Here is a 12,110-nt window from a genome sequence, read left to right on the forward strand (position 1 = left end):
TATCGACGACCGTGTAACACCGGTTAAGGACCCGGCCGGCCCCGGGAATCCCGAGGCCATGACCCACAACACCCCGCTCTCCCCCCGCCCCCTGCACCACCTGTCCGACGTCCGCCGCCGGGTGCTGACGACGGCCCAGCTCCGCTCGCACGGCGTCGCGGCCACCGAGATCGCCGAGCAGTGCCGGCCCGGCGGCCCCTGGCAGCAGCTGCTGCCCGGCGTGGTCCTGCTCCACCCCGGACCGCCGACCAGCGAGGAACGCCTGCACGGCGCCCTGCTGTTCACGTCCCGCGAACCGGCCCCCGGCGTCCCGGCGCAGCCGACCCCCGACTCCCCCCACCGCCCGGTCTACGCGGACGCGATGATCACGGGCCTGGCGGCGCTGACCCTGCACGGCTTCTCCGCGACCCCGCCGCTGCTCTCCCTGGACCACGTGGACGTCCTGGTCCCCCGGCTGCGCCGGCTGCGCTCGACCTCCTACGTCCGCGTGCTCCGCACCCCGGCCCTGCCCGCCCCCGTGCAGGTGACGGGCCTCCCGGTCGCCCCGGTCCCGCGTGCCCTCGCGGACGCGGTGGCGGACCTGACCGACGCGGAGGCGGTACGGCGGCTGCTGACCGAGGCGGTGCGCGGCGGCCACTGCGAACCGGCGTCGGTGGTACGGGAGTTGACCGAGGCGAAGCTGCTCTCCCGCCCCCATGTGGTGGACGCCGTCGACTCCCTGGTCGCCGAGGGCCGGGCCATCGCGGAGAACCGCCTCTACCGGATGGTCCACGAGTACGGCCTCCCCGACCCGGTCTGGAACGTCGACCTGAGGCTGCCGGGCGGCCCCCACCTTGGCGGCCTCGACGCCTACTGGCCGGAGCAGGGGGTCGCCCTCGAACTCGACACGCGCGCACCGCGCCAAGGCCATCGGCAGGACGAGGACGCCCTGTGGTCCGAGTACGCCCGCAAGCGCGAGCACCTGGAGCGGCTCGGCATCACCGTCGTCCACCTCACCCCGCGCAAGCTCCGCGACGCGATGGAACAGCAGGCAGCCGTGGTCCGCACAGCCCTCATGGCAGCCGCCGACCGCGACCCGGCCGCGTACGTGGTCGTACTCCCACGCTGAAAACACCCCCACGACACCGCCCCTGAAGGGGCGCGGGGAACTGCGCGACCGGCCACGACGGCGCGGCAGCCGGGCAAGGCCGTCGGTTCGGAGGGGAACCGACGGCCTCGGGCTACTCGTGACGGACGGGAGCCGCCTCGCAGGCGGCAAGGCGGGCGTCGATCTCGCGTACGCAGTGCGGCTGGCTCGCGTACATCTGCCGTAAGGCAGGCCCCAGTTCACGCACCGCACCGTCGTCCCGCAGACCCCGCCACTCGGTGAACGCCCGCTCCAGGCACCCCCGCATCCGTACCGTCTCCCGCCGGGGCGGCTCCGCGTGGAAGCGGGCCGCGCTCAGCCACAGGTGCACGGCGAGGCGGCCGTCGCCGGTGAGATGGGCGACGTGGGCGCGCACCTCGATCCAGTGCGTCGCCTCGGCCGACTTGGCGCCGTGCAGGCGGACCGCGTGGTTCTCCGACCGCCGGATGGCGTGCTCCGCCTCGGCGAGCCTGCCCAGCCGGGCGTCGCGCCAGATCCCGTCGTAGACGTCGTCGGCCGGAGCCGCGGCCAGTATCGGGTGCTGGAGCAGGGTGTGGAGACCGGCGCCGACCTGCCCCGGCAGCTCCGGCGCGGCCGGCGCACCCCGCGCGTCGCCGATCACCACGACGGCCACCCCGAGCATGATCATGGCGAGTCCGGGCCAGGCGGCACCGGTGGGCAACTGCCCCAGCCAGAGCCAGGCGACCAGCGCCGCCACCGGCGCCTCCAGCAGGAGCAGGACGCTCACCGCGGTCGCCGGGGCCCGGCCCAGGGCAAAGTTCAGCGAGAAGAGGCCCAGCAGCTGCGGCAGCAGGAGCAGGCCCAGCAGCGCGTACCAGGCCTGCGCGGTGAAGGCGACCGGCGGGGTCCCGGTGACCAGGCACAGCAGCAGCATCTCGACGGTGCACACCGAGAAGCAGAGCACCGAGTACATCGGCGTACTGACGTCCGGGCGGGCCTCCTCGCTCAGCGCGGTGTAGGCGGCCAGCGCGACGGCACCGGCGAGCGCGAGGACGTCCCCGGTCACCGCCCGCGCGCCCGTGCCGAGGTCGGCGCCGCTCGCCACCACCGCACCGGCCACCGACACGGCCAGCCCCGTCCACGCGGCCCGGGACGGGCGTCTGCCCTGCGCGGTCGCGATGAGGGCCTGCCACACCGGCTGGGTGGCCACCAGCCCGGTCGCCATCGCCACGCTGGTCAGCTGGGCGCCGGTCATGAAGGTGGCGAAGTGGACGGCCAGCGCCGTGCCCGCGCCCAGCCCGAACAGGACCGCCCGCCGCTGCTCCCTGCGGACCAGCCCGCGCTCCCCGCTGAACACGCGGTGCACCTCACGGCGCCGGGCCAGCAGGAAGGCCGGGCCCAGGGTCAGCAGCCCGAGGGCGTTGCGGCCGAACGCGAGCGCGAACGCGGGGGCCGCGGCGTAGGCGGTCAGCGGGGCGGTGGCGGAGAAGGCGAGGACGGTGACCAGGACGGCGGCACCGGAGACCGCGTCCAGTTTGGTACGCATGGTGGTGGCTGAACCTCGGGTGGGGCGGTGGGTACTGCCAGCACACCAGCGCCGCGCCCGCGGATCACTGCCGTACGCACCCCAACCCCGGGTACAGCAGGCTGTACCACCGTCCTGTCCGTCCGGCCCCGCCCGCGGCGCGGGCGGGGCCGGACGGCGCGGCACTACTGCCCGCCGACACCCGGGCGCAGCTCGTCGCGGACGTCGCCGACGACGTGGTCGAGCAGGTCGGCGTAGGCGGCGATCATCCGGGTACGGCTGAACCGCTCGCGGCTCGCCGCCAGCGCGGGCGCGAACAGCTCCCGGTCGGCCACCGCCGCCGACCAGGCGAACGCGATCGCGTCGGGGTCGAAGGGCGTCACGAACCCGTGCCCCTCGACGATCGAGGCGCTGTCGCCGACGTCCGTCGTGACCGGGACGGCGCCGCACATCATGCCCTCGATGAGGCAGAGCGGCGCGGCCTCGCCGGAGGCGGAGGTGAGGGCGACGACGTCGGAGCCGGCGTAGACGGTCTCCATGTCGTGCCGTACGCCGAGCAGGTGCAGCCGGTCGCCGAGGGCGGCCCGGTCGGCGCCGAAGGCGACCTCGATGTCGGCCCACAGAGCGGGGTTGTCCTCGGTCATCCCGGCCCCGCACATCACGACGTGCCCGCCGCCCTCGCGGGCCAGCCAGGCCCGCGCCGCCCGCAGGAAGAGCGGCACGTTCTTCATGCCGGCGTACCGGGCGGCGAAGACGACCACCGGGGCGCCGGCGGGGATGCCGAGGGACTCGCGGTAGGCGAGCCGCAGCGCCGCGTCCGGCCGGAAGCGGAGCAGGTCGACGCCGTTCGGGATCACGTGCAGCAGCTCGCCGGGGATCCCGGCGGCCTCGTACGCGTCCCGGGTGGACTCGGCGCAGCACACGCAGGCGACCACCGTGCCGTCCGCGATGGCGGCCTTGAGCTCGTCCAGCGCCTCGCCCTGGTTCTCCGGGTCGGACCGGTGCAGGCAGACGACGACGGGGCGGCGGGGCAGTCCCGCCTGGTTGAGCAGCGCGAGCGGCTGCTCCTTCAGGGACAGGATGACGTCGGCGCCGGCCATGGCCCGTGCCGTGTCGGCCAGCTCGGGGCCGCTGAAAACCGATGCCGCGACGGTGCCGTCCACGAGTCCTGCGCTGCGGCCGAGGGAGGTGACCTCGATGCCACCGGCCGTAAGCGCCCGGTAACACGCGTCGTCCTCCATGCGCTGTGTGGTGGCTTCTCGGTGGACCTCACCGTGCAGACTCAGCACCCGATGCCACTGCTGTCCGCCCTCTACCAGGCCCAGCAGCACATCACTGTGCACGATCCGGGCTCCCCCGGAGAAAAAACCCTCGTAGACCGAGAGCACACGAAGTCCGAGCCGAGCGTCCACACGACCACCAGCCTTGCACCAGATCGAGCCATCCCCGGGATCCGCGGGTTAGCCGATATGAGGCGGTACGGACGTTTCATTCGGATGAACGGAGTGTCTCGTGTCGAAGTCGGGTTCGTTTACGCGGCATGCGCCGGACGCGCTCCCGCCGACATCGTTCCGCTTCCCTCGGCGCCACCCTCCTGACCAGCACTTTTACGAGGGTGTCCGGCTCCCGTGCGCCCTCCGGACGAGCCCGGCCGACGGCAAAAAAACGGCAAGCGATGCACCCGGACGCGCGACGATGTCACGGGGCGCGGTGGGCGTTGAGCCGGGCGGCCCGGCGGGTCAGGTGGTCGCGCTCGGCGAGGTTCGGGGCCTTCAGGGCCGCCTCGGCGTACAGGCGTGCCGCGGTCGCCCGGTCGCCGTCGCGTTCATGCAGGTAGGCGGCGACCGCGGTGTACCGGGGCAGGGCGTCGTCCAGCTCGGCGAGCGCGGCGAGGCCGGCCCGCGGCCCGTCGGCCTCGCCGACCGCGACCGCCCGGTTGAGCCGGACGACGGGGCTGTCGGTCAGCTGCGCGAGTTCGTCGTACCACTCGACGATCTGCACCCAGTCGGTCTCCTCGGCGGTGGGCGCGTCCGCGTGCAGGGCGGCGATGGCCGCCTGGGCCTGGAACTCGCCGAGGCGGTCGCGGGCGAGGGCCCCCTGGAGGATCCCGACGCCCTCGGCGATCAGCCGGGTGTCCCAACGGCCGCGGTCCTGTTCGGCGAGGGGGACCAGGCTGCCGTCCGGCCCGGTGCGGGCGGCCCGCCGGGCGTGGTGGAGCAGCATCAGGGCGAGCAGCCCGGCGGCCTCGGGGTGGTCGATCCCGGCCACGAGCTGCCGGGTGAGCCGGACGGCCTCGGCGGCGAGGTCGACGTCACCGGAGTAGCCCTCGTTGAAGACCAGGTAGAGGACGCGCAGCACGGTGGCGACGTCGCCGGGCCGGTCGAGGCGGACGCCGGAGACCGTGCGCTTGGCGCGGCTGATGCGCTGGGCCATGGTCGCCTCGGGCACCAGGTAGGCGCGGGCGATCTGGCGGGTGGTGAGGCCGCCGACGGCGCGCAGGGTGAGCGCGACCGCGGCGGAGGGGGTGAGGGAGGGATGGGCGCACAGGAAGTACAGCTGGAGGGTGTCGTCGGCGGCGGGGACGGGTCCCGGCGGCGGCTCGTCGTCCACGCGGTCCTCGCGCCTGCGGCGGGCGGTGTCCGCGCGGGTCGCGTCGAGGAACCGCCGCCAGGCCACGGTGACCAGCCAGCCCTTCGGGTCCCGCGGCGGGTCGGCGGGCCAGACCCGGACCGCCTCGACCAGGGCCTCCTGCACGGCGTCCTCGGCCGCCGCGAAGTCGGCTCCGCGGCGGACGAGAACGGTGAGCACACCCGGGGTGAGGCTCCTGAGCAGGACCTCGTCCATCGTCACTCGCCCCTCGTCAGTCGTCCGGCATCAGGCGTCCGGCATCAGGCGTCCGGCGCCAGTTGTCCGGCATCAGTGGCAGGACTCCGTGACGGTGGGCGGCGCGGTCAGGAAGGGGCGCACCTCCAGCCACTCGTGGATGGGCCTGCCGCCCGCCCCGGGGGCGGCCGACAGCTCACCGGCCAGCTCGACGGCCCGCTCCTGGCTGTCGACGTCGATCACCATCCAGCCGGCGATGACGTCCTTGGTCTCGGCGAACGGGCCGTCGGTGACCGGCGGGCGCCCCTCGCCGTCGTAGCGGACCCACAGCCCGTCGGGGGCGAGGGCCTGGCCGTCGACGAACTCGCCGGTCTTCTCCAGCCGGGCCGCGAAGTCGTTCATGTACCGGATGTGGGCCGAGATCTCCTCGGGCGTCCACCGGTCCATGGGCACGTCGTTGACCGGGGCCGGGGCGCCGCGGTAGTGCTTCAGCAGCAGGTACTTGGCCATGGTGTTCTCCTCGGTGCTCGTGCGGCCCATTGTGGCCGCCTTCACCCCTGGGACGGAGCCGGCCACGGGTTCTCGACATCGCCGCCGAAGATTTTTCAGGCCTTCTTCAGGACCAGCTCCGTGTTCCGGTCCGTCGGGTTCCCCGCGAGGGCCTTGCTCGCGCCGGGAGCGTTGAAGGCCAGCTCGCGGTAGAGCGCGGCGAGGCCGGTCTGGGAGAGGTCGGAGAAGTCGGTGCGGTGCGGGGCGGCGGACTCGATCAGGGTGGTGAAGAGCGAGATCGTGCCGTCCTTGTTGTCCACCAGCTCGACGATCCGCGCGAGGTGCGGGTAGTCGACGTGCGAGGCGGTGGTGATCTCCCAGAAGGTGTTGCCGTTGGAGGCCTTGTGCGGGGTGACGAGGTTGCGGTGGATGTGGCCGTTCACCCAGGCCAGTACGTTGGCGTGGCGGTTGAGCAGGGTGACCACCTCGGCGCCGGTGTGACGGCGGTCGCTCGGGTGGGCCGGGTCGGGGCGGGTGTTGGTCATCGACTGGCTGGTGTGGTGGCTGAAGACGACCGCGTAGGAGTCCTTGTTCTCCTTCAGGGTCTTCTCCAGCCAGGCCAGCTGGACCGTGCCGATCGACCCGTCGTAGTGGCCGCCCGCGTCCGTCGTGTCCAGGCTGATGCCGATGACGTCGTCGGAGATGCGGAAGGCGTAGTACTGGGTGCCCGCGGCCACGTTGGCGCTGGAGTAGCCGTGGCCGACCGGGCCGAGGCCCTGGTAGGCCGGGTCCAGGTGGGCCTTGAGGTACTCCGCGGGGGTGTAGGGGGCGCGCTTCTCGTCGGCGGTGACCGAGCGCATCGACCGGGCGTGCGCCTTGAGGAAGTCGCGGTAGCCGCTGCCCTTGGGGTCCTGGGCGTTGTGGATGGCGTCCTGGAGCTTCTTGGCGTCGGCGTCGCCGACCGACATCAGCTTCTTGCCGGCGACCGCGGCCTGGACCAGGTAGGGGTCGGCGTGCGAGCCGTAGCAGCCGAGCGGCAGCGCGTCGTGGTTGCCGACGGTCGAGTACCAGGGGAGGTTGAGGCCGGGGCTCTTCACCTCGCGGATCGCGGCGGCCAGGTAGCCCGCGAGGTGCGGGAAGCCGAGCGCCTTGTCCTGGTCGCGGACGGTCGAGGAGGCCTGCCAGTACAGCTTCATCCCGCTGTTCTGGACGCCCTCGTAGTGCTTGGGGTCACCGGTGTTGGGGGTGATCCGGCCGCCGCTCATCACCTTCATGAACCACTCCAGTTCGGAGTGGGCGTTGTTGTCGGTGTTGTCGCCGGTCGTCATCACGAAGTGCAGCGGCGAGCCGGTGACCGGGGCGCCGCGCAGCGCGTTGACCCGCTCGACGAGCGAGACCGCGCCGGGCACGGTGAGCGCCTCGTGGGGACGCCAGGCGTGCCGGTCGTGGACGCGCACGTACTCCAGGCGCAGCGGGTGCTGGACGTCCATCAGGTGCAGGTCGGTGAACTGCACGAACGCGGCGAGGGCGGTACGGCGGCTCTCCCGCCCGGACTTGGCCGCGGCCAGGTCGGAGCGCAGCACGCGCGACCAGCCGGCGCCGTCGCCGAGCCGCTGGTAGCCGGAGCTGTTGCGGGGCGCGGCGACGGAGGCGAGGGTGGTGCCCTTGGTGTACGGGGCGAGGGCCGCCGCGGCGGCCCTGCGGCCCTCGGCGACCGGCTGCTCCTCGGCCGCGGCGGGCGCGGCCTCGCGGTCGGTGGGACGCAGTGCGTAGCCGACGCCCGCGGAGAGCGAGACGGCTCCGGCGGCGGCGAGCACGGTACGGCGGTTGATCTCCAGTGCCTCGCGGCCCTTGTGGGCCGCGGAGGTGGCGACAGAGCGTATGCGCGACATGGCGCGATCTCCCCGAGTACGAACGCGTCGGCAGTGGTCACGGGCGATCGCTTCCGCGAACTTCCCGCTCACTGTGGATCGTTGGCACCGGGGGTGACCTGCGCGTGAACGCGGCGGCAACGTGCAGCGCCGATCACCGTACGTGGATCAGGTGAGGTGGGGACCGGTCATGGACCGGATTGCGGGCGGCCCGGACCCGGCTACTCCGCGTTCATCTGCCGGGGTAGGGGAGGGTCTCCGGTGCTTACGACTGCTCTTGTGCAAACCGTCCCGCGGCCGGACGCTCCCGCCACAGCCGCAGGGCGACGTCGACCAGCCGGACGCGCCTCAGGTCCGGTACGGCGTCCAGGTCGTGCCAGGCGGCCATGTCGGTGGAGCCGTTCACCTCGTTCGTCAGCTCGCCGCCGACGATCTCGCCGGAGTAGACGATCCGCACGCCGTGGTGGTCGGTGGTGCGGGACAGCAGGGTGCCCCGGGTGAAGCGCTGGTGGAAGGAGTCGATGCCGAGCAGTCCGGTCACCTCGATGCGGTAGCCGGTCTCCTCCAGGAGTTCGCGGCGGACGGTGTCGTAGGGGTCCTCGCCGTGCTCCATGCCACCGCCGGGCAGGACCCATTCGGGTGTGCCGTCGTCGGCCGGTGACCGGGCGAGGAGGATCCGGTCGTCGCGGACACACACGGCGTAGGCCGCCACCCTGAGCTTCTCGCGCACGTCGGCACGGTAGGGGGTGCGGTGGCCCGCGGCCAACGGGATTTCCTCCCACAGCAAGGGCACAGATAGGGGGTTTTCCCCATACGTTCATATCGATTCGGTCAACGTTCCCAAAAGACCGTTCTGTTGGGTAAAGCTGTGCGACTACGCGCCGGTACTTGACCAAGTTCCGGCCGCCCCATGCTCGTTCCTTTACCTACAAGGGATGCAGATGACCCTCAGCCCCCAGCACGACCCGATACCGGGCCACAGACGCCTGGGCCGCATAGCCGTCGCCGTCGGTGTCGTGGCCGCGCTCTCCGCCGCCGGGCCGGTACCCCTGGCCGCCGCGGCCCCGGCCGCCACCGCGTCCGCCGCCACCGCCGACCCCGGCGTCAAGTCGGCCCACGACAAGCTCGGTTCGGACGACGCCGAACTGCTCGCCGAGGCCAAGTCCGCGGGCGCCAAGAACGTCACGATGATGATCGCGACCGCGCCGGGGCAGACCGAGCAGGTCGCCGAGGAGCTGGACGCGGTCAAGGGCGGCTCGGTGGGCCGTACGTACGACAAGCTCGGTTACGTCCGGGCGACCGTCCCCACCGGGCGGGCGGACTCGGCGATCGCCGCCGCCGCGAAGCTGTCCTCGGTGCACGCGATCGACCTGCGCCAGGAGATCCGGCTCGACGACCCGACGGCGAGCGGCTCCGACACCAAGAGCGCAGAGGCGGCCAGGGCGGCCAGGGCGGCCAAGGGCACCTACGCGGGGCCGGACAAGAACACCCCCGCCGTGAACCCCTACAACCCCTCCTTCGAGACGGGCGCCGTCGACTTCGTCAAGGAGCACCCGAAGGCGGACGGCCGGGGCATCACCATCGGCATCCTGGACTCCGGCGTGGACCTCGGCCACCCGGCGCTCCAGAAGACCACCACGGGCGAGCGGAAGATCGTCGACTGGGTGACGTCGACCGACCCGATCGTCGACAGCGACCAGACCTGGCGGCCGATGGTCACGGCCGTGTCCGGGCCGAGCTTCACCTACGGGGGCAGGAGCTGGACGGCACCCGCCGGGTCGTACGAGATCAGCACCTTCAAGGAGTCGTACACCACGGGCGGCGACGCGGCCGGTGACGCCAACCGCGACGGCGACACCACGGACAGCTGGGGCGTGCTCTACGACCCGGCGACCGGCACCGTCACCGTCGACCTGAACAACAACTACGACTTCTCCGACGACACGCCGATGAAGCCGTACAAGGACGGCTACCAGGTCGGTTACTTCGGCACCGACAACCCGGCGACCGACGTCGTCGAGCGGCAGCCGTTCGTCGTGCAGATCCGCAAGGACGTCCCGATGGACCCGTACGGCGGGGACTGGGTCGGCAAGACGGCCGACTTCGTCAACATCGGGGTCATCGAGTCCGAGCACGGCACGCACGTCGCCGGCATCACCGCCGCCAACGGCCTGTTCGGCGGGAAGATGAACGGCGCGGCCCCCGGCGCGAAGATCGTCTCGTCCCGGGCGTGCACCTGGACCGGCGGCTGCACCAACGTCGCCCTCACCGAGGGCATGATCGACCTGGTCGCCAACCGGGGCGTGGACATCGTGAACATGTCGATCGGCGGCCTCCCGGCGCTGAACGACGGCAACAACGCGCGCGCCGAGCTGTACACGCGGCTCATCGACACCTACGGCGTGCAGCTGGTGATCTCGGCCGGCAACTCCGGCCCGGGTGCGAACACCATCGGCGACCCGGGGCTGGCCGACAAGGTCATCTCGGTCGGCGCGGCCATCTCCAGGGAGACCTGGGCCGCCAACTACGGCTCCCAGGTGACCACCAAGTACCAGCTGCTGCCGTTCTCCTCGCGCGGCCCGCGCGAGGACGGCGGCTTCACGCCGACGCTGGTCGCGCCGGGCGCCGCGATCAACTCCACCCAGACCTGGCTGCCCGGCTCCCCGGTCGCCGAGGCGGGCTACTCGCTCCCGGCCGGCTACTCGATGCTCCAGGGCACCTCGATGGCGTCCCCGCAGGCGGCCGGAGCGAGCGCGCTGCTGCTGAGCGCCGCCAAGGAGAAGGGCATCGCCCTCTCCCCCGCCGACCTGCGCACGGCCCTCACCTCCACCGCCCACCACATCAAGGACGTGCAGGCGTACGAGGAGGGCGCGGGCCGGATCGACATCGTCGACGCCTGGGAGTCCATCCGCGACCACGCCACGGCGCACGACTACACGGTGAAGGCGCCCGTCGACACCGCGATCGACTACGCGCTGAAGACCCCGGGCTTCGGCACCGGCCTCTACGACCGTGAGGGCGGCCTGAAGGCCGGGCAGAAGAAGACGTACGACGTCACCATCGTCCGGACCTCCGGCGCGGACAAGGCGGTCCGGCACGAGCTGCACCTGGCGAACAACGCCGGGCACACCTTCAAGATCCTCGGCTCCGACGAGGTGAAGCTGCCGCTGAACCAGCCGGTCACGGTCAAGGTGCAGGCGAAGCCGAAGAGTTCGGGCATCAAGTCGGCGATCCTGGAGGTCGACGACCCGCGGACCGAGGGCGTCGACAAGCAGATCCTGACGACGGTCGTGGTGTCGGACCCGGTCCACTACACCTACGCGGCGTCGGGTTCGGTGCAGCGCAACAGCTCCACGTCGTACTTCGTGACCGTGCCCGAGGGCGCCACCTCCCTGGAGGTCGCGATGAGCGGGCTGGCCGACAAGAGCCAGACGCGGTTCATCGCCATCCACCCGTACGGCACTCCGGTCGACAACACCGGTACCCCGTACTGCTACAACAACTACCTGAACGGCAACGGCTGCACGCCCGACGTCCGTTCGTACGCCGACCCGCAGGCCGGGGTCTGGGAGATCGAGGTCGAGGCGCGCCGCACCTCGCCGCTGCTCGACAACCCGTACAAGCTGGGCGTCACCGTGCTCGGCGCGGACTTCGACCCGGAGACCGTGACCGTGCCCGAGGCGAAGGTCGGCACGCCGGTCACCGCCTCCTGGAAGGTGACCAACAGGTTCGCCGCCCTCGACGGCTCGCTGGTCGGCGGCCCGCTCGGCTCCTCCAAGACGGCCCGCCCGGCCATCAGGGAGGGCGAGACCCAGACGACGACGGTGACCGTCCCGGCGGGCGCGAACTCCCTGGACGTGGCGATCGGCAACGTGTCGGACACCTCCGCCGACCTGGACCTGACCGTGTACGACGCGTCCGGCAAGCAGGTCGCGCAGTCCGCCGACGGCGACTCGGAGGAAGCGGTCTCCATCGCCTCGCCGGCCGCCGGGACCTACACGATCGAGGTCGTGGGCTACTCGGTCCCGGCCGACTCCACCGACTACGACTACCGGGACGTGTTCTTCTCCGCCGCGCTCGGCTCCGTCACGGTCGACGGGTCGACGCCGGTCCCGCTGCCCACGGGTGCCTCGGCCACGGTGGCCGGCCAGGTCACGGCCGCCGCGGCGGCCCCCGAGGGACGTGAGTTCTTCGGCCGGGTGCAGCTGGTCAACGCGCGCGGCACGGTCGCGGGCGTCGCCAGCGTGCAGATCGAGAAGGTCACGCAGTAGGCGGATCCGGTGCTGAGGGGGGCGGGCGTCCTGCGGGGCGCCCG

Annotated in this window: 8 protein-coding genes; 2 read left to right on the forward strand and 6 right to left on the reverse strand. The window is 72.4% G+C overall.

Annotation, left to right across the window (positions count from 1 at the left end; genetic code table 11):
- Positions 1-58: 58 nt before the first annotated feature.
- Positions 59-1,108, forward strand: a complete 1,050-nt coding sequence (locus AB0D74_RS09700; protein WP_362582427.1) for a hypothetical protein — start codon at positions 59-61, stop codon at positions 1,106-1,108.
- A 112-nt stretch (positions 1,109-1,220) separates the two neighbouring features.
- Here the strand turns inward: AB0D74_RS09700 and AB0D74_RS09705 are convergent, their stop codons facing one another.
- From AB0D74_RS09705 to AB0D74_RS09730, 6 genes are all read right to left on the reverse strand, one after another.
- Complete coding sequence (locus AB0D74_RS09705; protein WP_362582429.1) at positions 1,221-2,633, reverse strand: DMT family transporter; 1,413 nt, start codon at positions 2,631-2,633, stop codon at positions 1,221-1,223.
- Between the two features lie 164 nt (positions 2,634-2,797).
- Positions 2,798-4,000, reverse strand: a complete 1,203-nt coding sequence (locus AB0D74_RS09710; RefSeq protein WP_362582432.1) for a glycosyltransferase — start codon at positions 3,998-4,000, stop codon at positions 2,798-2,800.
- A gap of 310 nt (positions 4,001-4,310) precedes the next feature.
- Entirely contained in the window at positions 4,311-5,456 is a 1,146-nt protein-coding gene (locus AB0D74_RS09715) for a DUF6596 domain-containing protein (RefSeq protein WP_362583062.1), read from the reverse strand.
- A gap of 72 nt (positions 5,457-5,528) precedes the next feature.
- Positions 5,529-5,945 carry a YciI family protein gene (locus AB0D74_RS09720; protein WP_362583065.1) on the reverse strand — a complete coding sequence of 139 codons (417 nt, stop codon included), beginning with the start codon at positions 5,943-5,945 and terminating at the stop codon, positions 5,529-5,531.
- Positions 5,946-6,040: 95 nt separating this feature from the next.
- Positions 6,041-7,816 carry a TIGR03767 family metallophosphoesterase gene (locus AB0D74_RS09725; protein ID WP_362582434.1) on the reverse strand — a complete coding sequence of 592 codons (1,776 nt, stop codon included), beginning with the start codon at positions 7,814-7,816 and terminating at the stop codon, positions 6,041-6,043.
- Positions 7,817-8,060: 244 nt separating this feature from the next.
- Positions 8,061-8,525 carry an NUDIX hydrolase gene (locus AB0D74_RS09730; RefSeq protein WP_362582436.1) on the reverse strand — a complete coding sequence of 155 codons (465 nt, stop codon included), beginning with the start codon at positions 8,523-8,525 and terminating at the stop codon, positions 8,061-8,063.
- Between the two features lie 211 nt (positions 8,526-8,736).
- On the opposite strand from AB0D74_RS09730, the gene AB0D74_RS09735 reads away from it, so the two are divergent.
- Positions 8,737-12,066, forward strand: coding sequence for a S8 family serine peptidase (locus tag AB0D74_RS09735; protein ID WP_362582439.1), 3,330 nt, complete (start codon positions 8,737-8,739; stop codon positions 12,064-12,066).
- The last annotated feature ends 44 nt before the right edge of the window (positions 12,067-12,110 follow it).

Origin of the sequence: Streptomyces sp. NPDC048278 (assembly GCF_040652195.1) — a bacterium.
GTDB lineage: Bacteria > Actinomycetota > Actinomycetes > Streptomycetales > Streptomycetaceae > Streptomyces.